Here is a 22,943-nt window from a genome sequence, read left to right on the forward strand (position 1 = left end):
TCTGTGGCTAATAAAGATTATGTAAGGCGCGGTCGTAGTCCGAAAAAGCCGACCCCGAAAAAAACAACTCCACGTCGTAAACCTTGGCGTAGTGGCTTATTGGCACTGTTGCTCGTTTCCGGTTTTGGTTATGGGCTGTTCTTACTCAGCCGTGATCCTGAGCCGCCTCAAGCGGTTGTGGTTCCTACAAAACCAGTCGCAAAACCTAAGCCAGAGAAAGTGATCCCACCGCCCCCAGAGGAAAAATGGGATTACGTGGATAGCTTGCCGAAACGTGAAGTAGAAGTGGTAGCCAAAGAACAGAAAGTGTCTGAAATCCCTTACATTATGCAGTGTGGGGCGTACAAAACTTCGGCACAAGCTGAAAGCCGTAAACTTGATATCGCGTTTCAGGGTTTAAAAAGTGAAATCCGAAAAACGGAAGGCAGCAGTTGGTATCGCGTGGTATTAGGGCCGTACAAATATAAGCGTGATGCGCAGCGTGACGAGCATAAATTACAACGCGCTAAAATTGAGCCGTGCGCCATTTGGACTGAACCACAATAAGAGCGATCACTCACCGCATCCAATCGATTCGCGGTGAGTGTTTTTTGTGACTTGAAATCTTCCCCAACCATCCTCATATATTTGCTAACTCCATCGTGAAAACAAATAAGAGGTCCTGTCGTGACTACCATCGTCTCTGTACGTCGTAATAATAAAGTTGTCATCGCCGGTGACGGACAAGTATCGCTCGGTAATACAGTAATGAAAGGCAACGCGCGCAAGGTTCGCCGTCTGTACAATAATCAAGTCTTGGCAGGGTTTGCAGGTGGCACAGCCGATGCGTTTACCTTGTTTGAGCGCTTTGAAAGTAAGCTGCAAATGCATCAAGGTCATCTTACTAAGGCCGCGGTTGAGCTGGCAAAAGATTGGCGTAGTGACCGAGCACTGCGTAAGCTAGAAGCGATTTTAGCGGTGGCTGATGAAACGGCATCACTCATTATTACGGGCAATGGTGACGTCGTTCAACCAGAAAACGACCTGATTGCTATCGGTTCGGGTGGTAATTTTGCCCAAGCTGCGGCGACCGCATTATTAGAAAATACCGATTTAGATGCACGTGAAATCGCTGAAAAAGCACTGAAAATTGCGGGCGACATTTGCGTGTTTACCAACCATTTCCACACTATCGAAGAACTAGAAATACCGGCGGAATTGCTACTGCAACAAACAGTAACCACCGAAAAATAAAGACAGTGTTAGGGTAAAGAATTAAGGAAAATCTGATGTCTGAAATGACTCCACGTGAAATTGTTCACGAATTAAATCGCCATATTATTGGTCAAGATAAAGCCAAACGTTCGGTGGCGATTGCGCTGCGTAATCGATGGCGTCGCATGCAGCTCGAAGAGAGCTTGCGCGCCGAAGTAACGCCGAAAAACATTTTGATGATTGGTCCAACTGGGGTGGGAAAAACGGAAATTGCTCGTCGTCTCGCCAAGCTTGCCAACGCACCATTCATTAAAGTGGAAGCGACCAAATTTACCGAAGTGGGTTATGTTGGTAAAGAAGTGGAAACTATTATTCGCGATTTAACCGATGTCGCGGTAAAAATGACTCACCAGCAAGCGATGGAAAAAGTGCAATTTCGCGCGCAAGAGCAAGCAGAAGAGCGTATTTTAGATGCTTTATTGCCGCCAGCTCGTGATGCTTGGGGAGAGAATGAAAAGGGCGAAGAGAGCTCGAATACTCGCCAAATCTTCCGTAAAAAGTTGCGTGAAGGAAAGCTCGACGACAAAGAGATTGAAATCAATGTCGCTGTCCCTCAAATGGGGGTTGAAATTATGGCACCTCCGGGCATGGAAGAGATGACCAATCAGCTGCAAGGTTTGTTTCAGAACCTTGCAGGGGATACCAAGAAAAAACGCAAACTCAAAATCAAAGAGGCCTTCAAAGCTTTGACTGAGGAAGAAGCGGCAAAATTGGTCAATCAGGAAGAGCTGAAAGATCAAGCTATTTTTAATGTTGAAAATAACGGCATTGTCTTTATCGATGAGATTGACAAAATCTGTAAACGCGGCGAAAGCTCAGGTCCAGATGTGTCGCGTGAAGGGGTACAACGTGATTTGCTACCTTTGATTGAGGGCAGTACCGTCTCGACTAAGCACGGCATGGTTAAAACTGATCATATCCTCTTTATCACATCGGGTGCATTCCAAGTGGCGAAGCCCTCTGATTTAATCCCCGAGTTGCAAGGCCGCTTGCCGATTCGCGTCGAACTTGAAGCATTATCGAGCCATGACTTTAAACGTATTTTGACTGAGCCGAAAGCCTCTCTGACCGAGCAGTATATTGCGCTGATGAAGACGGAAGAGGTGAACATTGAATTCACTGAAGATGGCATCACTCAAATTGCGGAAGCCGCGTGGAAAGTGAATGAAACCACGGAAAATATCGGCGCACGTCGCCTACATACCGTGATGGAGCGTTTGATGGATGAAATCTCATTTGATGCAACAGAAAAGCCTGGCTCCTCAATGATTATCGATGCCGCCTACGTCAAGCAGCGCCTAGGTGAGTTAGTCGAGAATGAAGATTTGAGCCGCTTTATTCTTTAGCGGATCGAATGGTCAGTACACTGTTTGTAGCCCGTCCAAAGTGACGGGCTTTTTATTGCCGTGTTATACTCGTCAGCAGAACAGTATATACTGACCCCTTTTTTGAACGGCAGTGACCTTGCATGAAGAATTCGCTCCATATCTGGCTTGATGCGGCCAGGCCTAAAACGCTCCCTCTCGCGCTAGTTTCTATTTTAACGGGCAGCGCGTTAGCTTTCTCATCGGGCCATTTTTCGTTGCCAGTAGCGCTGCTTGCTCTGCTTACCGCGACCTTATTGCAAATCTTATCTAACCTTGCAAATGATTATGGTGATGCGGTCAAGGGCACGGATAATGAGGCTCGCTTAGGGCCAATCAGAGCGATTCAGTCCGGTGCGGTGACGCTCGATGATATGAAGCAAGCGATGCTGATTAACATCACATTGACGGTTATCTCGGGTTTGGTGTTGATTTTTTATGCACTGGATAGCGTGCAAAGTATTCTGGCTTTTGTCGGGTTGGGCGTGCTCGCTATTGTGGCCGCGATTGCTTACACGGTCGGTAACAAACCCTACGGCTATGTCGGCTTAGGTGATTTATCCGTATTCATTTTCTTTGGTTTACTTGGGGTGTCTGGAACCTATTTCTTGCATACCGGCCATGTGGAACCGAGCCTGTTCTTACCCGCGTTAGGCTGTGGCTTATTGGCGGTCGCTGTGCTCAATGTCAATAATATGCGTGATATTGAAAATGATGCAGTTTGCGGAAAAAAAACCGTTGCCGTACGTCTTGGGCAAACGCGCGCCAAGCAATATCACTTTATGCTATTGGCGGGTGCGGTGATCGCTTTTGCTTGGTATTTAGTGATGCAAAGCAGCCCAACGTGGATCAGTTTGCCCTTTTTGTTGAGCATTGTGGTAGTGGTAAAACACAGTAAAGCGGTGTGGGTGAGTGATCAACCTGCGCAGATAGCACCTATGATGCCCGCTATCGTCAAATGTTCACTGATCACCAACTTGTTGTTTGTTGGAATTGTTATAGCTCAAACTCTGACGAGTTAATTGTCGCTTGTCATTGCAATGACTTAATGACCCTATATACTCGGTGAAGATAATTTTCGGCAAGAGAAGAACCATTATGGAATACAACACCTCTGCGTTATGTGATATTTATCTCGACCAAGTCGATGTGGTGGAGCCAATGTTTAGTAACTTTGGTGGAAGCGCATCCTTTGCTGGCCAGCTTACGACGATTAAATGTTTTGAAGATAATGGCTTAATCCGTGAAGTATTAGAGCAAGATGGGCTAGGACGGGTGCTGTTAATTGATGGTGGTGGTTCACTGCGCCGTGCGCTGATTGATGCAGAATTGGCCGCTCTTGCTGAAGAAAATGAGTGGGAAGGCATCGTTGTTTACGGTTGTGTCCGTGAAGTGGATGAACTCGAAGAGATGAGCATCGGCATTCAAGCGCTCGCCTCTATTCCTGTTGGAGCATCCAATCAAGGTATCGGTGAAGTGGATGTGCCTGTCAATTTTGGTGGCGTCACTTTCCTACCTGAAGATTATTTGTACGCTGATAATACGGGTATTATTTTATCTCCTGAGCCTTTAAATGTGGATATGGACTTAGATGATGACCTTGACGAGATTGAAGAGTAGTTTCTCGCGCTGAAAGGCGATGTTTCTAAGTGATAAAGCCAGCATGAATGCTGGCTTTTTTATATTTAGTTCACCACGACGTGCTCAACCAGATAAATGGTAGCATTAGCGAAACAGGTAAGTTCGTTTTAGACGCAGGGCGTAGTAATAACCCAGCAGCCCACCTAAGGTATTGCCTGCGGCAATCCCGATAAACAGCCCTTCGACATCATAGAGATACGAACCTAACCACGCGGCAGGAAGAGTGAACACAAATAGCCGCATCACGCTCCACTGAAAGGCGCGCATGGGTTGATGCAATGCATTCAATCCAGAGACAAGCATCATCACAATGCCTTGAAAGCCATAGCTCAGTGGCACCACCAGCAAATAGTGCCACAATAGATCGCGCACCGAGGGCTCTTGAGAAAATAGGGCTGACAAAGGGATGCTCAGCGGTACCATCATCGCAAAAATCATCAATTGAAATACGATAGAAAAACGCATGCTGAGGAACAAGCCAGCAAAGCTACGCTCAATATTTTTTGCGCCGATGTTTTGTGCCATAAAGGGAGTCAGTGCTGAGGTTAGTGACATCAAGACCAAAATGAGTATCGACTCAATACGCTGCGCGGCGCCGTAAGCGGCTACGGCAGCCGTGCCATGGCTTGCCAGCATTATCATTAATAGCGCGCCAGAGAGTGGATTCATTGCATTGGAGAGTGCCGCTGGTGTGCCCACTTTTAAGATCTGCTGCCAATCATGCCATAAAGTAGGAAAATACGGCCATGCCAATAATTTTTCTCTTTTGATTAATACATATAGCGATCCGCACAGTGCGCCTAACCAACTGAATGCACTGGCAATAGCAGCACCTTGGATTCCTAATTCAGGGAAAGGGCCATAACCAAAAATCAGCAGCGGATCGAGCAGACCGTTAATACAACCTGCGAGCATCATAATTTTAGCCGGCGTTTTAGTATCACCCGTTGCTCGAATTGCGCTGTTACCAGCCATGGGAATAACGAGCAAAGGAATGGTCAAATACCAAACCTGCATGTATTGCTCAATCAAAGGGATTAAATCGTCAGTGGCACCAAGCAGTAGGAAAAGTGGCTTAATGGTCAGTAACCCCAGAATTGAAGCGAATGTCACCAGCACCACAGCCAGCAACACGCCATGACTAGAAAAACGCGCCGCATTCTTAGCGTCACCTTGACCGAGTAAGCGGCCAATACTCGTCGAAAGTCCAATACCAATTCCCATGGTGATGCAGTTGACCGCAAAGGTGACGGGAAAGGTAAAACTGATGGCGGCAAGAGATTCGGTGCCCAACAGTGAGATAAAAAAGGTGTCGACCAAGTTAAACATCAAAATCGCGATCAAACCAAAAATCATTGGGATCGTCATTTGAGTGAGCACATTTGGAATTGGGGCGGTTAATAGGCCGTGTTTATCGTGCATTACTGGCAACGTAGGTTAAGCAAAACGTTAGGATACTTGATTCTGGCGATCGCGACTATAGCTGCTGGGATGGGAAGTGTGACGCGAGTGAAGAAACAAAAAAGGCCAGCAAATGCTGACCTTCTTAACGATAATTAGTGTGAATAATTACGCTTTTTTCGCTTCAGCTGCTGCTTTTGCGATAGCTGCAAAGCTTTTCGCATCAAGTGCCGCGCCGCCAACTAGAGCACCATCAATGTCTGGTTGTGCGAAGTAAGCTGCTGCGTTTTCAGGTTTTACAGAACCGCCGTATTGGATAACGACATTCTTCGCGACTGCTTCTGATTTTGCAGCAATGTGCGCGCGAATAGCGGCGTGAATACGTTGAGCATCATCTGCTGTTGCTGCTTTACCTGTGCCGATCGCCCAGATTGGTTCGTAAGCGATGATCGCACCTTCTAGCGCTTCAACACCTTGAGTGTTGATCACAGCGTCAAGTTGACGTGCACATACGGCTACTGTTTCGCCAGCTTCGTTTTGTGCTTCAGATTCACCGATACAAAGTACTGGTGTTAGGCCATTTTCTTTTAGGAATGCAAATTTTTGCGCCACAAATTCATCGGATTCGTTGTGGTATTCACGACGCTCTGAGTGACCAATGATGATGTGTGTTGCACCGAATTCTTTCAGCATTGCTGGAGACATATCGCCAGTGAATGCGCCACTGTTGTGTACGTCGCTGTTTTGGGCACCCAGAATGATCGCGCTACCCGCATCGGTCAGAGTGCGCTCTGCTAGGTCAATAAAAAGTGCTGGTGGAGCAACGGCTACGTCAACACCCGTTACGCCTTCAAGCTCTGCATTCAGACCATTTAGCAGCTCAACAACCATCTCTTTGCTGCCGTTTAGTTTCCAGTTACCCATAACTACAGGATGACGCATAGGAATATCTCCATTATCTATCAAAGTTAAAATGAATGAATGTCAAAAATAAACGTGATTGCGAAAGAATATAACAGATAAAATCGGTCAGATCATGATTCGAGTCATGACTTTATGGGATCTTAAGCAATGCGTGACACCCCTTATCAGTGATCAGATAGACAGAATAGCCGATAATGGCTCGGATTTTACGAGATTAATTGCTATTAGTGGCTGTTAAAAGAAAAGCTAGTGATACCAATAAGGCTCACCAGTGTTGAAATTTGATCATGAATGAAGAAAAGGAATTCGTATGCCCAACCTTGTTATGGAATACTCGAACTCTGTGGATGAACGTGTGAATGTTCAAGGGTTATTGGAAGATCTTCACCAAGTCGCACTTCGCTGCGGATTATTTGACGCTGACTCAGTGAAATCACGGGCGCTACGCTGCCACCATTGGTGCATTGGTGAAGAGGGCGACAGTGTTGATTTTATTCACCTCAGCTTTGATTTACTGTCAGGGCGGACACCTGAACAAAAAAGAGAGTTGTCACGTCAATTAATGACGGTATTGCAACAGCAAGCTAGTCAAGTCAGGAGTCTGACCGTGAATTTGCGTGATATGGATAAAGATTGCTTCCAAAAGGTTGTAAATTAACCATTTTAGGTAACAAGATGTCAATTAAAGAACTGCTATTTTCATTTCAAGGACGCATCGGGCGCAAAGTATTTTGGATGTGGAATCTCTGTTATTACGCGTCCATTATGGGCTTCGCACTCGCTGCAAACCAAATGTTTCCTGCCTATACGCACCTGATCTTGCCGCTGTTTTTGCTAGTGGTGTTACTGCCTGATTTGGCCATCACGGTAAAACGTTGGCATGACAGAGATAAGTCTGCTTGGTGGTTATTGCTTAATGTCCCTTTGGTGATAGGCCGTATGAGTATGCCTTTTGCCAGTGCCGAGATTGCCACTCAAGCCAGTATGACAGAGTCATTGGTATCGCTGGTCGCACTGGTTTGTGGCTCATGGATTTTAGTCGAATGTGGTTTTATGAAGGGAACGCAAAGCCGCAACCGCTACGGACCTGAACCAGAGTAAACTTGATAGAAAAAAATTGATGAAACAACAGGAGGCTAATGCCTCCTGTTGTTTTAAAAAGCTTCAAATAGCGAGGTTAACGCCAGTCGCTGTGGCGCGGCACAAATGGAATGATGGTCGCGCTCGGTTGAGTGCGCGCCGATTCGCCATCTAAGGCATTTCTAAATTTCATCATCTGTTCGCCGAGCTCACGCATCAGCATAACATTAGCATGGACAGGGTTTTTGCATTGGCTTACCACCAAGTCAATGTGACTTTGCTGAGCCCATAACCTGTCTTGCATGTTGTTGGAAGAGGAGAGGATCATCTCTTCACAGATATCTTTTTTCAGTTGCGTAAAGGCATCTGGATTATGTTTGGCAAGTTCAACCAACTCATCAAAAGAAGGTAAGGCCTGTTTTTGAGGGGGCTCCATATCTTTCTCCTTTACACTATTTCTCTGTTGATTATTTTATCAACACAATGAAAGCATAACCGATCAATAAGGTAGGAGTTGGAACGAAATCGCCATTTCTTACTAATGAGACGATCTTAGCGTGGTGTGATTTGATAACGGCAGCGACGCTCACCCATAATGATGTGTTCGCTCCGCTCAACTACATATTGCTCACCGATCAACGTTTGGAAAATATTAAGTTCAGATTGGCACAGATTAGGGCAGCGTGCCGCAGCTTTACAGATAGGGCAATGGTTCTCAATTAAAGTGTAACCGTTCGTTGATGGTATGAGCTCTGCCATATAGCCTTCTTGCTCACGAAGCGTCACTAGCTTAGCTAGTTTTTCTTCTAAACTGTGGCAATCAATTAATGCGTGTTGATACTGTGCTAATGTGTGAGCTTCACGCTCTGCCGCCACTTTGGCTAGTCCTTCTTTACCAAAAAGGTGCTCAACAGCATCAATCACTTGGATGATCAACTCGCCATGCCGATCAGCAAATTGGTCGTGGCCTTGTTGTGTCAAAGACCAGTGTCGAGTAGGGCGTCCGACTTTTACTTTGACATCATGAAACGCCACAATGCCATCATCTTCCAAACTTTGTAGGTGCTGGCGAGCCCCCATGGTGGTAATACCTAGGTCGTCGGCCAGTCGTTTAGCGGTTACCGCTCCATCGCGTTTGATGGTTTGAAGTATTCGGTCAATGGTTTTCATCGCATTCCTCTGTTTGCCTTATCTATTATGAAGAAGCAGCTTAATAAAGCAAATTATTGACTATACAGGATGAGCCGCTAGTAACTTTTGTCAGCACAGAACCAAGATTCGCTATCAATTCGTTAAATAGATCACAAAATTTTCGCTTTCCCCCCTTGGGATCCCTTGCTTGCTCCCCCACATATCACTCACGAGCTGAGTAATCAGCCTTTTCATAAACCTAACGGAAAATCTAATCAGGAGAGACGACCGATGAACATTCGTCCATTACACGACCGAGTTATCGTTGAACGCCAAGAAGTTGAATCTAAATCTGCTGGTGGCATTGTTCTAACAGGTTCCGCTGCAGAGAAATCGACTCGCGGCGTCATCTTAGCAGTAGGCAAAGGCCGAATCCTTGAAAATGGTTCGGTACAACCGCTGGATGTCAAAGTAGGTGATACGGTTATTTTTGCAGAAAGCTACGGTACTAAAACGGAAAAGATCGACGGTAAAGAAGTGCTCATTATGTCTGAAAACGACATCATGGCGATTGTCGAGTAAGCATTGAGTAATTTTTGCTCTGATTCAAAAACGATTGATTAAAACAGAATTTAGAAAAGGAAATTAAAGATGGCTGCTAAAGACGTTAAATTTGGTAACGATGCACGTATTAAAATGCTAGAAGGCGTTAATATTCTAGCCGATGCAGTAAAAGTCACCCTTGGCCCTAAAGGCCGTAACGTTGTGATAGATAAATCGTTTGGTTCACCTATTATCACCAAAGATGGTGTCACTGTTGCGCGTGAAATTGAACTGGAAGACAAATTCCAGAACATGGGTGCACAAATGGTGAAAGAAGTTGCTTCTCAAGCTAACGATGCAGCGGGTGACGGAACGACAACCGCAACGGTATTAGCGCAAGCGATCATCACTGAAGGCTTGAAAGCTGTAGCAGCGGGTATGAACCCAATGGATCTTAAGCGTGGCATCGACAAAGCTGTCGTGGCGGCGGTTGAAGCGTTGAAAGAGCTTTCAGTACCTTGTTCAGACACTAAAGCGATTGCGCAAGTGGGTACTATTTCTGCGAACTCGGATTCAAGCGTGGGTAACATCATTGCTGAAGCGATGGAAAAAGTGGGCCGAGATGGCGTTATCACTGTTGAAGAAGGTCAAGCACTGCAAGATGAACTCGATGTAGTGGAAGGTATGCAGTTTGATCGTGGTTACCTATCTCCTTACTTCATTAATAACCAAGAAGCGGGCAGTGTTGATCTAGATAGCCCATTCATCCTATTGGTTGATAAGAAAATTTCTAACATTCGCGAACTGCTTCCTGCACTTGAAGCGGTAGCAAAAGCTTCTCGTCCACTACTGATTGTGGCGGAAGATGTTGAAGGTGAAGCATTGGCGACGCTGGTTGTGAACAACATGCGTGGCATTGTAAAAGTTGCTGCCGTGAAAGCACCTGGTTTTGGTGATCGCCGTAAAGCGATGCTACAAGACATTGCTACCCTAACGGGCGGTACTGTGATTTCTGAAGAGATCGGTCTTGAGCTTGAAAAAGTGACCTTGGAAGATCTAGGCCAAGCGAAGCGCATCTCTATCACTAAAGAAAACACCACCATCATTGATGGTGCAGGTGAAGAGCAAGCTATTAAAGGTCGCGTTGCACAAATTCGTCAACAAATTGAAGACGCAACTTCAGATTACGACAAAGAAAAACTACAAGAACGCGTGGCCAAACTGGCAGGTGGCGTTGCAGTGATCAAAGTCGGTGCAACCACTGAAGTTGAAATGAAAGAGAAGAAAGATCGCGTAGAAGATGCACTGCATGCAACTCGCGCAGCCGTTGAAGAAGGCGTGGTTGCGGGTGGTGGTGTTGCACTGATCCGTGCGGCTGCTAAAGTTGCGGGCCTTGAAGGTGACAACGAAGAGCAAAACGTAGGTATTCGTGTTGCACTACGTGCGATGGAAGCACCAATTCGTCAAATCGTGAAAAACGCGGGCGAAGAGGATTCTGTTGTGGCTAACAATGTTCGCGCTGGTGAAGGTAACTATGGTTACAACGCTGCGACGGGTGAATATGGCGATATGATCGACATGGGTATTTTGGATCCAACCAAAGTGACTCGTAGTGCGCTACAGTTCGCAGCTTCAGTCGCGGGCCTTATGATCACCACAGAAGCTATGGTGACTGAGCTACCGAAGAAAGAAGCGGCAATGCCTGATATGGGCGGCATGGGCGGTATGGGAGGGATGATGTAATCATCCTCTCTCAATAAGAAACCGGAGCTTGCCTCCGGTTTTTTTTTCGCATAATTAGCTCAATCCTGACGTTTGAGTGATCCGACTCTTCTAGACTTCGTCTCTTCACTGATCACAATTTGGTGATGATGTGAGTGAAATAGCGTGAACAAACCAAATATTAACGGTTTCATTGGTCAATGGAGATCTTTATGAAAAAAGTACTTTCAGCACTAGCCGTAGTGGCTGCGTTATCTTCTTCTGTTGCGATGGCTGGCACTCCAGTTATGTTTTCTTCCATCAATAACTTCAATGCGCCGGATGAAAATGCGGTATCAGGCGTTCGTGTTGCGGCTCTTTACGGTAAAGTGAATGAGGTTAAAGGCTTAGATCTCGCCGTTGTTGGATTATCTGAAACTGACTCTACGACGGGTGTAAATTTAGGTCTTTTAGGGGCATCGAAAGTCAATCAAGAGATGACTGGTGCTTCACTCGGTTTGTTAAACTGGAATACAGGGCAGACCGTGGGTGCTAACGTGGGTGTAGTGAATCTGACCAACAATGTACAAGGTGCTAACGTCAGTCTAGTGAACTACTCTGAAGGTAATACCATGGTTGATGTTGGTGCAGCAAACTTCTCTGATACATCGAAAGTGCAAGTGGGTTTGTTCAACAAAACCACAAAAATTGAAGGTGTTCAGGTTGGTCTAATTAACTGTGCGGATAACGGTTTCTTTAAGTGTTTTCCTATCATCAACTTTGCTAAATAGCCGATGAATTGAAATCGAAAGAGCAGCATCAAGCTGCTCTTTTTTCACCTTATGTACGACGACGAAAGCGTTGATGAACACCACGGCGCAAACTTTGAAAGCTATTTTCTACCTTATCCACGCCATACAACACACACAATGCTAATACCGTGATAATGATGGATTGCTGTAAGTAACCAAGACCGATCATCAATCCCAGTGATGCCAGTACCCAAATAACAGCGGCTGAGGTGACGCCATGGATTTTCCCATCTTGAGTCATCATCACGCCTGCGCCTAAAAAACCAACCCCAGTAATAATTTGTCCAAGCACGCGAGCTTGATCTAAGGTGTTAGGGGACAGTGATACGGCCATCGCTAGAAAGAGATAAGTCCCTGAGATAATTAATATTGATGTGCGAATGCCCACAGGTTTACCGCGGGTTTGGCGTTCAACGCCAATCAGTAACCCATTGATAGCACAGCACAATAATGCAGACCAACTGAATGGACTAAGATCAAGAAATTGTCCGAGAGATTGCATGATGGTTTTCCCAAAAGTATGAAGGTAAGAGTTCGTTGATTGACACCGAACCGCTCTTTGACGTTCTGTAATTACTCAAGATGCAGATCGAGTGGCGTTTTACTGGCTCTGCCACCGATTTCTCGAGTTAGCTTAGCAACAAGATAGCCCGAGACTCGCTCAATGACACCTGCCATTATTTCTTTTGCTTTTTGATCACTAACAAAAAAGTGCGCTGCGCCTTGCACTTTATCCAGCACATGCAAGTAGTAAGGCAAAATTCCTGCATCAAATAACGTTTCGCTGAGCGCGACTTGCGCGTCAACGCTATCATTAACACCTTTTAACAATACACCTTGGTTGAGTAAGGTAACATTGATGGCGCGCAGACGACTCATCTGCTGTTTGAATTCTAGGTTGATTTCATTGGCATGGTTAATGTGCGTCACCAAAATGACTTGTAAGCGAGTTTCACGCAGCAGATCACACAATGCATTGGTGATTCGAGCGGGGATCACCACGGGCAAGCGCGAGTGAATACGCAACCGTTTAATATGAGGCACGCTGCTGATTGCATCGATGAGCCAACGCAGTTCTTCATCTTTTGCCATTAACGGATCACCGCCCGATAAAATGACCTCATTGAGTTCGGGATGCGCGGCAATATAGTCGACGCTTTGCTGCCACACCTGCTTTGAGCCTTTATTCTCTTGGTAGGGGAAATGACGACGAAAGCAGTAACGGCAGTTAATTGCACAACCACCTTTGACTATCATTAGCACTCGGTTGCGGTATTTATGCAGCAATCCCGGAATGGCATTGTTTTGCTCATCAAGCGGATCATTTGAGTACCCATCATGCCATTCAAACTCTTCATTGAGTGGTAAAACTTGACGCAACAGGGGATCGTAAGGGTTTCCTTTTTCCATGCGATCGACAAAACTTTGTGGCACTCGTAGTGCGAAGAGTTTGCGTGCGGCAAACCCGTTTTGCCAAAGGGCAGGATCAATCTCTAACTGCTGGAGAAGCTCGGCAGGGTTTGAGATCGCATTCGTTAATTGTTGAAGCCAGTTTTGCTCAACAGAATCAAGTTTTCGGGTTATTATATGCGGCATTGAATTTAACTCGAAGAATGGTAAGAGGAAAAAATGGCTACTGTTAGCACGAATGAATTTAAAGGCGGTCTCAAAATTATGCTTGATAATGAGCCTTGTGTCATTCTCGAAAATGAATATGTGAAACCAGGTAAAGGCCAAGCCTTCAACCGTGTCAAAATCCGTAAACTTCTTTCTGGCAAAGTGTTGGAAAAAACATTTAAGTCAGGTGATTCAGTAGAAACGGCTGACGTAATGGATATCGATCTTGATTATCTCTATAACGACGGCGAATTCTACCACTTTATGAATAATGAAACATTCGAGCAAATTGCGGCGGATAATAAAGCTGTGGGTGAAAGCGCAAAATGGCTAGTGGAAAACAACACTTGCATGTTGACGCTTTGGAACGGCAACCCAATTGCGGTAACGCCACCAAACTTTGTTGAACTTGAAGTGGCTGAAACTGATCCGGGCTTGAAAGGCGATACGCAAGGTACGGGTGGTAAACCCGCTACGTTGGTCACAGGTGCTGTGGTACGTGTGCCACTGTTCATCTCTATCGGTGAAGTGATCAAAGTGGATACCCGCTCTGGCGAATACGTAGGTCGAGTCAAATAATCACCTTAAAGTAAGTAAGAAGGTCGCTCGGTAAGCGGCCTTTTTTATTGCTCCAAAGCTGAGTGAGTACCGTAATAAAAAGAGCTGCCGAGGCAGCTCTTTGATGTCATCACTTTTCCATCTTTAAATCATAAAGATAAAAACGACTGCGAGCGCGGAAATCAGCGCAGCAAACGCATAACAAGCGATTTTACCCACTAAACCGGTGTGGAATTTTAGGTCATGCATACCGTGGTGAACACGGTGCATGGCATGCCACATCGGTAAGGCTAATGTACCAATGATAAACAGTGCGCCGATGATGCTAGTCGCAAAACTCGAAACGCGTTCATAACTCATTGCTTCAGCATCGATAATGCCTAATGGTGCTAAAATACCCAACACGAGAATGGTGATCGGGGTAATCATCGCAAACCATGTTCCACCGGCACCAAACAGCCCCCACCAGATAGGTTCATCAGAACGTTTTGGCGTGCGATTTACCTTATAATTGTTGTTCATGACTATAAGCTCCTACACCACGATGAGAACAATCAGTGAGATAAAAGCAACCGCTGCCCACTGAGTTAATACGATGATTTTCTTGTCGATTAGCTTACCCTTCAAGCGGATTGGCATCACTTGAGGCATCATGCTAAAGAAGGTTTGTGCATGCAGCAAACTCCCCGCCAACGCGACAATATTGATTGCGACCACAATGGGGTTTGCCATAAAGCTTAGCCAGCCTTCCCATGCTTCAGGGCCTTTAACCAAGCAGCCCAAGCCAAAGGTAAGGAATAAGGTAAAGAATATCAGTGGCAGTACCGTGGCTTCACGCAACATGTAGAAGCGGTAGAATGGGTGATCTTTCCACCAAGTACGTGTCATTTCACGAACGTAAGGTTTACGGTTACTCATCCTTATCCCTCCACTTTCTTTGGTGAACCGTCAGGTTTTAGCATGGCAATCACGAAGTCCATTGAAGATTCAACTTTGCCTTGGTTGACGGCTGCCGCTGGGTCAACGTGTTTTGGACACACTTCAGAGCAGTAACCAACAAAGGTACAACCCCAAGCACCGTTATCACCATTGATAAGCTTCATACGCTCGGCTTTACCATGGTCACGGCTATCTAAGTTGTAGCGGTGAGCAAGGGTTAATGCTGCGGGGCCAATAAACTCAGGGTTCAAACCAAACTGAGGGCAGGCCGCGTAGCAAAGACCGCAGTTAATACAACCAGCAAATTGTTTGTATTTGGCCATTTGCTCTGGCGTTTGTAAGTTGGTGCCATCTTCAGGTTTGCGATCGTTGCCAATGATGTAGGGTTTAATGGCTTCAAGACGCTCGATAAACGAAGTCATATCCACGATCAAATCTTTTTCAATTGGGAAGTTGGCTAAAGGTTCAATCTTCACGCCATTGGGGTAATCGCGCAGGAAGCTTTTACAAGCCAATTTAGGTACGCCATTGACCATCACACCACACGAACCGCAGATCGCCATACGGCAAGACCAGCGATAAGAGAGATCCTTATCGAGGTTATCTTTGATGTAGCCAATCGCGTCGAGCACTGACATGGTGTCATCAAAGGGAACTTCAAACGCTTGCAGGCGTGGCTTAGCATCTTTTTCTGGGTCGTAGCGCAAAATGTCTACTTTTTGAATGCGATTTGCTGACATTATTTTTGCTCCTCTGCGCTTTTCTCTTCTGCCGCTTTTTCCGCGGCGGCAGCCTGTTCTGCCGCTTCACCATAGAGACGAGCTTTCGGCTGAGATTTCGTGATCTTAACCGCACTATAGTCGATACTTGGAGCGGCATCAGGTTGATAGAAAGCTAAAGAGTGCTTGAGGTAGTTCACATCATCACGCTCAGTACAACCTTCGTCTAAACGCTGATGCGCACCGCGAGATTCTTTACGCAAGATAGCTGAGTGAACCATAGCTTCAGCCACTTCAAGGCCATAACCGACTTCGATAGCGTACAGAAGGTCGGTGTTGAACACTTTGCCTTTATCTTTAATGCTAATGTTCTTGTAGCGTGCTTTTAGCTCGGTGATTTTATCAATCGTCGCTTGCATTAAATCTTCTTGGCGGTAGATACCACAACCCGCTTCCATGGTGTGACCCATCTCAGTGCGAATGGTGGCCCAGTTTTCATCACCTTCTTGGTTCATTAACGCTGCAATACGCTCTTCTACGGCTTTGACTTGTTTGGCGATAGATTCATCGTTCCAACCTTTGAATTCCGCTGCGCGTTTCACTGCACTTTCACCCGCAACGCGGCCAAAAACCACAAATTCAGCTAACGAGTTAGAACCCAAACGGTTTGCACCATGCAAGCCAACCGAGGCACATTCGCCGACAGCAAACAGACCTTTGATGCGCGTTTCACACTGACCGTCCGTTTCGATACCACCCATGGTGTAGTGTACGGTTGGACGAATTGGGATCGGCTCTTTTGCTGGATCAACGTTGACGTAAGCTTTCGCCAATTCGCAGATAAACGGCAAACGCTCTTGTAAGTACTCTTCACCGAGGTGGCGAAGATCAAGCAGCACAACATCACCAAGCGGATGTTTGATGGTGTTGCCTTTCTGTTGTTCATGCCAGAAAGCTTGAGAAACTTTGTCGCGAGGACCGAGTTCCATGTATTTATTTTTAGGCTGACCCACCGGAGTTTCTGGGCCCATACCGTAATCTTGCAGATAACGATAGCCATTTTTATTGACGATGATACCACCTTCACCGCGGCAGCCTTCCGTCATCAAAATACCCGTGCCAGGTAGGCCAGTTGGGTGGTATTGCACGAACTCCATATCGCGTAGAGGGACGCCATGACGATAAGCCATCGCCATACCATCGCCGGTTACAATGCCGCCGTTGGTGTTGCAGTGGTACACACGGCCCGCGCCACCAGTAGCTAATACTACAGATTTTGCTTTGATGGTTACTAGCTCACCTTCGGACATATGAATCGCGATAAGCCCTTGAACTTCGCCATCTTCAACAAGTAGATCCACCACGAAATACTCATCAAATCGATTGATTTGTGGGTACTTCATTGAAGTTTGGAAGAGGGTGTGCAGCATGTGGAAGCCAGTTTTGTCAGCCGCAAACCAAGTACGTTCGACTTTCATGCCACCAAAACGGCGTACGTTGACTTCGCCATTTTCTTTACGGCTCCATGGGCAACCCCACTGTTCCATTTGCACCATCTCGCGGGTCGAGTTGGCCACAAAATATTCAACAACATCCTGTTCACATAGCCAATCTCCCCCACCAACGGTATCGTTGAAGTGGTTGTCAAGGCTATCTTCTTCCTTGATAACTGCTGCTGAGCCTCCTTCCGCTGCAACCGTATGAGATCGCATAGGATAAACTTTAGAAATCAGAGCAACTTCTAAATCAGGGTTTGCTTCAGCGGCTGCAATTGCAGTGCGAAGACCAGCGCCGCCTGCGCCGATGACTGCGATATCTGTGGTGATAATTTGCACAGTTATCCTCCGGTGTGTGATGCGGAAAATCCGCTTGTTATAGTTAAAGGTTCGTAAGCCTTAAGTGGTGCGGGTAGTGTAGAAGAGCTGTGTAAGGAAAAAATTGATTCTGTTAGGTTTTTGCTTCGGAAGTGCAAGCGCGAGCATACTTATTTTTCTTTGTGTGATAATAATCACGTTAGAATTTGGAATTGCGCTTCAAGTCAGTAAAATTCATATCATCCAAACTTATGTGTGCCAGAACATGAATAGAAAAAACTGGATGCCAACCGCATCAATATCACAACTCAAACAGCGTGCTCAGTTACTCAAGCAGATCCGCCATTTCTTTGAACTACGAGATGTATTGGAAGTCGATACACCAGCCATGAGTCATGCCACGGTAACCGACATTCATTTGCAAACCTTCCAAACCCAATTTGTTGGTCCAGGGTATGCTGATGGCCGTCAACTCTATTTAATGACTAGCCCAGAGTTTCATATGAAACGACTTTTGGCGGCGGGGAGTGGTTCGATTTATCAGATCAATAAAGCGTTTCGCAACGAGGAAAATGGCCGCTATCACAACCCAGAATTTACGATGTTAGAGTGGTATCGGGTTGGTTTTACTCACCATGATTTAATGGATGAGATGGATCAATTGCTGCAACTTATTTTGCAGTGTGGATCGGCGCAGAAGATGAGCTACCAACAAGCATTTTTACAGGTACTTGGGGTTTGTCCGTTAGAAGGCTCAATGAACGAGTTAAAAGCGGCTGCGAGCCGATTAGGTCTAAGTGACATTGCTGAGCCAGAAGAGGATAGAGATACCTTACTGCAACTGCTATTTAGTGTCGGTGTTGAGGCGCAAATTGGTCAACAGGTACCCGTTTTTGTTTACGATTTTCCTGCATCACAAGCGGCACTAGCTAAGATTAACCCGCAAGATCATCGTGTTGCGGATCGCTTTGAGGTCTATTTCAAAGGGATTGAACTTGCGAATGGTTTTCATGAGCTGGACAACCCACAAGAGCAACTGGCTCGTTTTGAAGCGGATAACCAAAAGCGTAAAACGATGGGGCTGGTCGAACAGCCGATTGACTACCACTTGATAGCGGCGTTAGAGGCTGGCTTACCTGAATGTTCAGGAGTGGCGCTTGGTATTGATCGCTTGATTATGCTGGCGTTAGGCCAAGATCATATTGATAACGTGACGGCTTTTCCTTTTCCGATAGCTTAAGCTTTTAAGCTGATGTGGATTGCGCGCTTGTAGTGCGATGAGCGCGCTGAAAAACGGCAACAGTTTCTTATTATGCAATGTAAGCCCTCGCGTCTGGCTGACAACCTCGTTATACTCCTTGTCTGATTTTAAGCCCACATTGCAAGAGCACAGAATATGCAAGAGTACATCGAATTTTTCCAACACAATATGATTCTATCTTTGGCATGGGTAGGTATTCTCGTCGCCTTAATCATGAGCATCGTGAAATCAACCACGGCAGCCTATAAAGAGATCACCGCTTCACAAACGACGCTTTTAATGAATCGTGAAAACGGTGTTGTTGTCGATATCCGCACGAAAGATGAATTTAAAAAAGGCCATATTACCGATGCGGTTCACATTTTACCGTCAGATATTAAATCCGGTAACTTGGCTAGCCTTGAAAAGCACAAGTCTGACCCAATCATTGTGGTATGTAAAACGGGTCAAACCGCGCAAGAGAGTGCCAACCTGCTTGCTAAAGCTGGGTTTGAGAATGTGAATTTACTGAAAAATGGTCTTGTAGCTTGGAATGAAGCGAACTTGCCATTGGTTCGTGGCAATAAATAATTCACTGATCGCGGTTATCTTGAACTGAGTGTGCTGGCTGAAAAGCCAGCATTTGATGCTAAGAGTTGTGATGTTTTCCACGTAATCGTGAGCTCATCTAGTCATTCGAAATCAGCTCGGTTAGTCTAAAAGCAACACTGAATTTGTAAGTATTTAAGGATTTAATCATGGCTGAAGCCGCACAACAAACAGCACAACAAAATTTCGCAATTCAACGTATCTTTCTAAAAGATGTCTCTTTTGAAGCGCCAAACTCACCTGTTATGTTCCAAAAAGAGTGGAATCCAGATGTGAAGTTGGATCTTGACACTCAAAGTCGTGATCTGGGTGAGGGTGTGTATGAAGTCGTATTACGCCTAACGGTGACAGTGAAAAACGCGGAAGAAATCGCGTTCTTATGCGAAGTGCAACAAGGTGGTATTTTTACTGCTGAAAAAATGGAAGCGGGTCAACTTGCTCATTGTTTAGGTGCATTCTGCCCGAACATTCTGTTCCCATATGCACGTGAAACGATTTCTAGCTTAGTTGTTAAAGGGACATTCCCACAACTTAACCTTGCACCAGTGAACTTTGATGCATTGTTTATGAACTACCTACAACAACAAGCGACTCAAGGCGAGCAAGCAGAAGCTTAATCGTTAATGACGTGAGATCATTAACGTTGGCGTTCCACGTCAGACTTTGATGATAAAAAATGCACAAAGCATCCCAGATAATGATGGTGCGTTGTGCATTTTTTGTTTATTTCGAATGCCAATACCTCCGTTCCTTGCTACTCCGTATTGAAAGCTGTATCGGAAGGAATTTAGGTATAACATGACAAGACGAATAGCAATGGACGAAACAATGACAGATCCTAACAGTATTTACGGTAAAGCGATCACCATGACAGTAGTTGGTGCGGGTTCTTACGGCACATCTCTGGCGATTTCTTTAGCACGTAACGGTGCTAATGTTGTCCTTTGGGGACACGATGCTAAGCATATGGCTCGTCTTGACGCTGATCGTGCTAACCAAGAATTTTTACCCAGTATTGATTTTCCCGATTCGCTGATTGTGGAAACCGATTTGAAAAAAGCGGTACAAGCGAGCCGCGATTTGTTGGTTGTAGTTCCGAGCCACGTATTTGGCCTTGTTATGAATAGTTTAAAGCCTCACTTGCGTGATGATTCCCGTATTTGCTGGGCAACCAAAGGGCTTGAACCTGAAACGGGCCGGTTACTGATGGATGTGGCCTATGACACCATTGGCGAGCGCTATTCATTGGCGGTGTTATCTGGGCCGACTTTTGCTAAAGAGCTGGCGATGGGAATGCCTACCGCAATTTCTGTTGCCTCGCCTGACGCGCAGTTTGTCGAAGATCTGCAAGGCAAAATTCACTGCAGCAAAACTTTCCGTGTTTACGCCAATAGTGATTTTATTGGCATGCAGCTAGGTGGTGCGGTGAAAAACGTGATTGCGATTGGCGCTGGCATGTCCGATGGGATTGGCTTTGGTGCGAATGCGCGTACTGCATTGATTACGCGCGGTCTGGCCGAAATGTGCCGTTTGGGTGCAGCGTTAGGTGCTCAGCCAGAAACTTTTATGGGTATGGCCGGATTGGGTGACTTAGTGCTCACTTGCACCGATAACCAATCACGTAACCGTCGCTTTGGTTTGGCGTTGGGACAAGGGAAAGACGTGGATACGGCGCAGCAAGAAATTGGCCAAGTGGTTGAAGGTTATCGCAACACCAAAGAGGTGTGGTTATTAGCGGCGCGCATGGAGGTTGAAATGCCAATAGTTGATCAAATCTATCAAGTGCTGTATCAAGGAAAAGATGCGCGTGTTGCAGCACAAGATTTGCTGGCTCGTGATAAAAAAGCAGAACGCTAATTCATTGCTCATGATTAGGCACAAAGCCTATTAGCAATCTACATTGACGCTCTAGAGATTGGATGAGGAAGGGTGATCAACCAACGATGAAACATTGCGAAAAACTCAAAGTGTGGCAAGCCATAGTCAAAGAGGCGCGCGAGCAGTCAGAACAAGAACCGATGCTGGCCAGTTTTTATCATGCCACTATTATTAAGCATGATAGTTTAAGCTCGGCCTTGAGCTACATTCTTGCCAATAAGCTGAATACGGCCTCAATGCCAGCGATGGCGGTGCGTGAAGTGGTCGAAGAGGCATTTGCCGCAGACCCCAGCATTATGGAAGCGGCGGCGTGTGACATCTGCGCGACTGTCAATCGCGACCCCGCAGTATCTATGTTTTCAATGCCTCTACTTTATCTCAAGGGCTACCATGCCTTACAAGGCTATCGCGTCGCGAACTGGTTATGGAAGCAAGGTCGAGTGGCGTTGGCTACCTATTTTCAAAACCAAATTTCGGTAGCTTGCCAAGTGGACATCCATCCTGCTGCACGTATTGGCCGCGGTATCATGCTTGACCATGCTACGGGCATTGTGATCGGTGAAACCGCAGTGGTGGAGAATGATGTCTCTATCTTACAAGATGTAACGCTAGGTGGAACGGGTAAAGAGTGCGGCGATCGCCACCCGAAAATTCGTGAAGGCGTGATGATTGGCGCGGGTGCCAAAATTCTCGGTAATATTGAAGTGGGCGAAGGGGCGAAAATTGGTTCTTGTTCGGTGGTATTGCAAGCAGTGCCTCCGCACACTACCGTCGCTGGAGTGCCAGCCAAAATTGTCGGTCGTCCGCAAACCGATAAGCCTTCGTTAGATATGGACCAACAATTTAATGGCCGTTCTCAAAGTTTCATTGCCGGTGATGGTATTTGATTTGGTCGCGGAAAACAAAAAGGGTGATGCTCACAGAGCATCACCCTTTTTTATGGTTGGCATTAAGCCATTGCATCGAGTTCAGCAAGCACTTCTTCAGCCCAATCAACCCACGCTTGGCGAACCAGTAGGTTGCGGCGTAGTGTTAGACGCTCAAGGCGCTGTAGCTTATCGAGGGTAGCTGGTGTTGCATAGTACGCAGACTCAATCTCTTTGTAGTGAGCAACCAGTTTTTTCGATTCTTCAACTAATTCACCCAGTTGAATTCGGTAAGGTGTTGCTGGTTGTACCGAGCAAGCGATCAATTTAGCGCTAAATTCATCACGTACGGTTGGGTGAGCTGTAGGTTGGTCAAACCATTCACCTAAAGCGCTGCGACCTGCATCGGTGATGGAGTAAACTTTACGATCTGGCTTGCCATCTTGCGGTTCTAATACACAAGTGACTAGGCCTTGTTGACCCATTTTATTCAGTTCGCGGTAAACTTGTTGGTGGCTGGCTTTCCAAAAATAGCCAATGCTCGAAGAGAACTCTTTTGTGATGTCGTACCCTGTGGCATCGCGAGTGCTCAAAACAGTGAGGATAACGTGTGGTAATGACATGTCTTTAATCCAAATGGTTAATAAACTCAAAAACAACTTGCTCAAACTCGTGTTGTGCTTCTGATGGCATCAATCATGAATGAGTTTAAGCAACACCCACCGTTCTATTGACGGAGTGGGTTGTGTCACCTTAAAAAGCCGTTTATCACCTAGGATTATATGCGTGACGCATATCGACCTGCGATTTGTTATGTTTGTATGCTACCGCAGAGGAGCAGTAGTATATCTA

27 protein-coding genes are annotated in these 22,943 nt (G+C 46.0%); 16 read left to right on the forward strand and 11 right to left on the reverse strand.

Translation table 11 applies throughout. The features are described from left to right. The first annotated feature begins 3 nt into the window (after nucleotides 1-3). The 5 genes from AACU59_RS06460 (at nucleotide 4) to rraA (ending at nucleotide 4,238) form a co-directional block, all read left to right on the forward strand. A complete protein-coding gene (locus AACU59_RS06460) occupies nucleotides 4-546 on the forward strand; it encodes an SPOR domain-containing protein (RefSeq protein WP_017043196.1) in 543 nt (180 codons plus the stop codon). A 120-nt stretch (nucleotides 547-666) separates the two neighbouring features. Continuing rightward, on the forward strand, nucleotides 667-1,233 hold the full coding sequence (gene hslV, locus AACU59_RS06465) for an ATP-dependent protease subunit HslV (protein WP_010317615.1): 567 nt from the start codon (nucleotides 667-669) through the stop codon (nucleotides 1,231-1,233). A 35-nt stretch (nucleotides 1,234-1,268) separates the two neighbouring features. Further along, complete coding sequence (gene hslU, locus AACU59_RS06470) at nucleotides 1,269-2,600, forward strand: HslU--HslV peptidase ATPase subunit (protein ID WP_088729195.1); 1,332 nt, start codon at nucleotides 1,269-1,271, stop codon at nucleotides 2,598-2,600. A gap of 122 nt (nucleotides 2,601-2,722) precedes the next feature. Further along, entirely contained in the window at nucleotides 2,723-3,640 is a 918-nt protein-coding gene (locus AACU59_RS06475) for a 1,4-dihydroxy-2-naphthoate polyprenyltransferase (protein ID WP_017043197.1), read from the forward strand. A 76-nt stretch (nucleotides 3,641-3,716) separates the two neighbouring features. Then, complete coding sequence (gene rraA, locus AACU59_RS06480) at nucleotides 3,717-4,238, forward strand: ribonuclease E activity regulator RraA (RefSeq protein ID WP_026027418.1); 522 nt, start codon at nucleotides 3,717-3,719, stop codon at nucleotides 4,236-4,238. 105 nt (nucleotides 4,239-4,343) lie between these two features. Here the strand turns inward: rraA and AACU59_RS06485 are convergent, their stop codons facing one another. Both AACU59_RS06485 and tpiA read right to left on the reverse strand, forming a co-directional pair. After that, entirely contained in the window at nucleotides 4,344-5,681 is a 1,338-nt protein-coding gene (locus AACU59_RS06485) for an MATE family efflux transporter (protein WP_088718008.1), read from the reverse strand. A 147-nt stretch (nucleotides 5,682-5,828) separates the two neighbouring features. Next, a complete protein-coding gene (gene tpiA, locus AACU59_RS06490) occupies nucleotides 5,829-6,602 on the reverse strand; it encodes a triose-phosphate isomerase (RefSeq protein ID WP_026027419.1) in 774 nt (257 codons plus the stop codon). Nucleotides 6,603-6,894: 292 nt separating this feature from the next. Between tpiA and AACU59_RS06495 the strand changes: the two genes are divergently transcribed. Together AACU59_RS06495 and AACU59_RS06500 are read left to right on the forward strand one after the other, a co-directional pair. After that, nucleotides 6,895-7,242: a 5-carboxymethyl-2-hydroxymuconate Delta-isomerase gene (locus tag AACU59_RS06495; RefSeq protein ID WP_094144942.1), complete on the forward strand. Its 348-nt coding sequence runs from the start codon at nucleotides 6,895-6,897 to the stop codon at nucleotides 7,240-7,242. Between the two features lie 17 nt (nucleotides 7,243-7,259). After that, complete coding sequence (locus tag AACU59_RS06500) at nucleotides 7,260-7,685, forward strand: DUF805 domain-containing protein (RefSeq protein WP_029190043.1); 426 nt, start codon at nucleotides 7,260-7,262, stop codon at nucleotides 7,683-7,685. Nucleotides 7,686-7,761: 76 nt separating this feature from the next. Here the strand turns inward: AACU59_RS06500 and AACU59_RS06505 are convergent, their stop codons facing one another. Together AACU59_RS06505 and AACU59_RS06510 are read right to left on the reverse strand one after the other, a co-directional pair. Continuing rightward, nucleotides 7,762-8,100 carry a DUF3135 domain-containing protein gene (locus AACU59_RS06505; protein WP_013855858.1) on the reverse strand — a complete coding sequence of 113 codons (339 nt, stop codon included), beginning with the start codon at nucleotides 8,098-8,100 and terminating at the stop codon, nucleotides 7,762-7,764. 116 nt (nucleotides 8,101-8,216) lie between these two features. Continuing rightward, the gene (locus AACU59_RS06510; RefSeq protein WP_013855859.1) at nucleotides 8,217-8,834 is read right to left on the reverse strand and encodes a helix-turn-helix transcriptional regulator; all 618 of its coding nucleotides are present in this window, start codon (nucleotides 8,832-8,834) and stop codon (nucleotides 8,217-8,219) included. Nucleotides 8,835-9,086: 252 nt separating this feature from the next. On the opposite strand from AACU59_RS06510, the gene AACU59_RS06515 reads away from it, so the two are divergent. From AACU59_RS06515 to AACU59_RS06525, 3 genes are all read left to right on the forward strand, one after another. After that, complete coding sequence (locus AACU59_RS06515; protein WP_010317634.1) at nucleotides 9,087-9,377, forward strand: co-chaperone GroES; 291 nt, start codon at nucleotides 9,087-9,089, stop codon at nucleotides 9,375-9,377. A gap of 69 nt (nucleotides 9,378-9,446) precedes the next feature. Further along, nucleotides 9,447-11,081: a chaperonin GroEL gene (gene groL, locus AACU59_RS06520; RefSeq protein WP_013855861.1), complete on the forward strand. Its 1,635-nt coding sequence runs from the start codon at nucleotides 9,447-9,449 to the stop codon at nucleotides 11,079-11,081. A 191-nt stretch (nucleotides 11,082-11,272) separates the two neighbouring features. Beyond that, nucleotides 11,273-11,830 carry a VC2662 family protein gene (locus AACU59_RS06525; protein ID WP_026027420.1) on the forward strand — a complete coding sequence of 186 codons (558 nt, stop codon included), beginning with the start codon at nucleotides 11,273-11,275 and terminating at the stop codon, nucleotides 11,828-11,830. A gap of 49 nt (nucleotides 11,831-11,879) precedes the next feature. Here AACU59_RS06525 and AACU59_RS06530 read toward each other — a convergent pair whose 3' ends face one another. Further along, nucleotides 11,880-12,353 carry an MgtC/SapB family protein gene (locus AACU59_RS06530; RefSeq protein WP_013855863.1) on the reverse strand — a complete coding sequence of 158 codons (474 nt, stop codon included), beginning with the start codon at nucleotides 12,351-12,353 and terminating at the stop codon, nucleotides 11,880-11,882. A gap of 71 nt (nucleotides 12,354-12,424) precedes the next feature. Continuing rightward, nucleotides 12,425-13,447 (reverse strand): EF-P beta-lysylation protein EpmB, encoded by a 1,023-nt coding sequence (gene epmB / locus AACU59_RS06535; protein ID WP_017047264.1) that lies wholly within the window; start codon nucleotides 13,445-13,447, stop codon nucleotides 12,425-12,427. A 33-nt stretch (nucleotides 13,448-13,480) separates the two neighbouring features. Between epmB and efp the strand changes: the two genes are divergently transcribed. Next, nucleotides 13,481-14,047 (forward strand): elongation factor P, encoded by a 567-nt coding sequence (gene efp / locus AACU59_RS06540; RefSeq protein WP_017043203.1) that lies wholly within the window; start codon nucleotides 13,481-13,483, stop codon nucleotides 14,045-14,047. 123 nt (nucleotides 14,048-14,170) lie between these two features. Here efp and frdD read toward each other — a convergent pair whose 3' ends face one another. From frdD to frdA, 4 genes are read right to left on the reverse strand one after another with little or no spacing between them, the layout of a single operon-like run. Next, nucleotides 14,171-14,548: a fumarate reductase subunit FrdD gene (frdD, locus tag AACU59_RS06545; RefSeq protein WP_094144941.1), complete on the reverse strand. Its 378-nt coding sequence runs from the start codon at nucleotides 14,546-14,548 to the stop codon at nucleotides 14,171-14,173. 12 nt (nucleotides 14,549-14,560) lie between these two features. Continuing rightward, nucleotides 14,561-14,944: a fumarate reductase subunit FrdC gene (frdC, locus tag AACU59_RS06550; RefSeq protein ID WP_017043204.1), complete on the reverse strand. Its 384-nt coding sequence runs from the start codon at nucleotides 14,942-14,944 to the stop codon at nucleotides 14,561-14,563. A 2-nt stretch (nucleotides 14,945-14,946) separates the two neighbouring features. Next, complete coding sequence (locus tag AACU59_RS06555) at nucleotides 14,947-15,705, reverse strand: succinate dehydrogenase/fumarate reductase iron-sulfur subunit (RefSeq protein ID WP_017046770.1); 759 nt, start codon at nucleotides 15,703-15,705, stop codon at nucleotides 14,947-14,949. Continuing rightward, a complete protein-coding gene (gene frdA, locus AACU59_RS06560) occupies nucleotides 15,705-17,519 on the reverse strand; it encodes a fumarate reductase (quinol) flavoprotein subunit (RefSeq protein ID WP_013855868.1) in 1,815 nt (604 codons plus the stop codon). The genes AACU59_RS06555 and frdA overlap by 1 nt, the downstream gene beginning before the upstream one ends. A 244-nt stretch (nucleotides 17,520-17,763) precedes the next feature. On the opposite strand from frdA, the gene epmA reads away from it, so the two are divergent. From epmA to cysE, 5 genes are all read left to right on the forward strand, one after another. Beyond that, complete coding sequence (gene epmA / locus AACU59_RS06565; protein ID WP_094144947.1) at nucleotides 17,764-18,738, forward strand: elongation factor P--(R)-beta-lysine ligase; 975 nt, start codon at nucleotides 17,764-17,766, stop codon at nucleotides 18,736-18,738. A 156-nt stretch (nucleotides 18,739-18,894) separates the two neighbouring features. After that, nucleotides 18,895-19,329, forward strand: coding sequence for a rhodanese-like domain-containing protein (locus AACU59_RS06570; protein ID WP_010317649.1), 435 nt, complete (start codon nucleotides 18,895-18,897; stop codon nucleotides 19,327-19,329). Nucleotides 19,330-19,496: 167 nt separating this feature from the next. After that, nucleotides 19,497-19,964, forward strand: a complete 468-nt coding sequence (secB, locus tag AACU59_RS06575; RefSeq protein ID WP_013855870.1) for a protein-export chaperone SecB — start codon at nucleotides 19,497-19,499, stop codon at nucleotides 19,962-19,964. 181 nt (nucleotides 19,965-20,145) lie between these two features. After that, a complete protein-coding gene (gpsA, locus tag AACU59_RS06580; protein WP_161437835.1) occupies nucleotides 20,146-21,204 on the forward strand; it encodes an NAD(P)H-dependent glycerol-3-phosphate dehydrogenase in 1,059 nt (352 codons plus the stop codon). 86 nt (nucleotides 21,205-21,290) lie between these two features. Beyond that, nucleotides 21,291-22,112: a serine O-acetyltransferase gene (cysE, locus tag AACU59_RS06585; RefSeq protein WP_010317654.1), complete on the forward strand. Its 822-nt coding sequence runs from the start codon at nucleotides 21,291-21,293 to the stop codon at nucleotides 22,110-22,112. A 62-nt stretch (nucleotides 22,113-22,174) separates the two neighbouring features. On the opposite strand, the gene AACU59_RS06590 is transcribed toward cysE, so the two are convergent. Next, nucleotides 22,175-22,714 carry a PadR family transcriptional regulator gene (locus AACU59_RS06590; RefSeq protein ID WP_038149150.1) on the reverse strand — a complete coding sequence of 180 codons (540 nt, stop codon included), beginning with the start codon at nucleotides 22,712-22,714 and terminating at the stop codon, nucleotides 22,175-22,177. Between the last annotated feature and the right edge of the window lie 229 nt (nucleotides 22,715-22,943).

The sequence above is a fragment of the Vibrio sp. V23_P3S9T160 genome, assembly GCF_963886625.1.
Taxonomy (GTDB): domain Bacteria; phylum Pseudomonadota; class Gammaproteobacteria; order Enterobacterales; family Vibrionaceae; genus Vibrio; species Vibrio anguillarum.

Bases quoted from the DNA above. Each gene is read 5' to 3' on its own strand.
- hslU (WP_088729195.1), top strand. From the start codon at position 1,269: ATGTCTGAAATGACTCCACGTGAAATTGTTCACGAATTAAATCGCCAT.
- AACU59_RS06475 (WP_017043197.1), top strand. From the start codon at position 2,723: ATGAAGAATTCGCTCCATATCTGGCTTGATGCGGCCAGGCCTAAAACG.
- rraA (WP_026027418.1), top strand. From the start codon at position 3,717: ATGGAATACAACACCTCTGCGTTATGTGATATTTATCTCGACCAAGTC.
- AACU59_RS06485 (WP_088718008.1), bottom strand. From the start codon at position 5,681: ATGCACGATAAACACGGCCTATTAACCGCCCCAATTCCAAATGTGCTC.
- tpiA (WP_026027419.1), bottom strand. From the start codon at position 6,602: ATGCGTCATCCTGTAGTTATGGGTAACTGGAAACTAAACGGCAGCAAA.
- AACU59_RS06495 (WP_094144942.1), top strand. From the start codon at position 6,895: ATGCCCAACCTTGTTATGGAATACTCGAACTCTGTGGATGAACGTGTG.
- AACU59_RS06500 (WP_029190043.1), top strand. From the start codon at position 7,260: ATGTCAATTAAAGAACTGCTATTTTCATTTCAAGGACGCATCGGGCGC.
- AACU59_RS06505 (WP_013855858.1), bottom strand. From the start codon at position 8,100: ATGGAGCCCCCTCAAAAACAGGCCTTACCTTCTTTTGATGAGTTGGTT.
- AACU59_RS06510 (WP_013855859.1), bottom strand. From the start codon at position 8,834: ATGAAAACCATTGACCGAATACTTCAAACCATCAAACGCGATGGAGCG.
- AACU59_RS06515 (WP_010317634.1), top strand. From the start codon at position 9,087: ATGAACATTCGTCCATTACACGACCGAGTTATCGTTGAACGCCAAGAA.
- groL (WP_013855861.1), top strand. From the start codon at position 9,447: ATGGCTGCTAAAGACGTTAAATTTGGTAACGATGCACGTATTAAAATG.
- AACU59_RS06525 (WP_026027420.1), top strand. From the start codon at position 11,273: ATGAAAAAAGTACTTTCAGCACTAGCCGTAGTGGCTGCGTTATCTTCT.
- AACU59_RS06530 (WP_013855863.1), bottom strand. From the start codon at position 12,353: ATGCAATCTCTCGGACAATTTCTTGATCTTAGTCCATTCAGTTGGTCT.
- epmB (WP_017047264.1), bottom strand. From the start codon at position 13,447: ATGCCGCATATAATAACCCGAAAACTTGATTCTGTTGAGCAAAACTGG.
- efp (WP_017043203.1), top strand. From the start codon at position 13,481: ATGGCTACTGTTAGCACGAATGAATTTAAAGGCGGTCTCAAAATTATG.
- frdD (WP_094144941.1), bottom strand. From the start codon at position 14,548: ATGAACAACAATTATAAGGTAAATCGCACGCCAAAACGTTCTGATGAA.
- frdC (WP_017043204.1), bottom strand. From the start codon at position 14,944: ATGAGTAACCGTAAACCTTACGTTCGTGAAATGACACGTACTTGGTGG.
- AACU59_RS06555 (WP_017046770.1), bottom strand. From the start codon at position 15,705: ATGTCAGCAAATCGCATTCAAAAAGTAGACATTTTGCGCTACGACCCA.
- epmA (WP_094144947.1), top strand. From the start codon at position 17,764: ATGAATAGAAAAAACTGGATGCCAACCGCATCAATATCACAACTCAAA.
- AACU59_RS06570 (WP_010317649.1), top strand. From the start codon at position 18,895: ATGCAAGAGTACATCGAATTTTTCCAACACAATATGATTCTATCTTTG.
- secB (WP_013855870.1), top strand. From the start codon at position 19,497: ATGGCTGAAGCCGCACAACAAACAGCACAACAAAATTTCGCAATTCAA.
- gpsA (WP_161437835.1), top strand. From the start codon at position 20,146: ATGACAAGACGAATAGCAATGGACGAAACAATGACAGATCCTAACAGT.
- cysE (WP_010317654.1), top strand. From the start codon at position 21,291: ATGAAACATTGCGAAAAACTCAAAGTGTGGCAAGCCATAGTCAAAGAG.
- AACU59_RS06590 (WP_038149150.1), bottom strand. From the start codon at position 22,714: ATGTCATTACCACACGTTATCCTCACTGTTTTGAGCACTCGCGATGCC.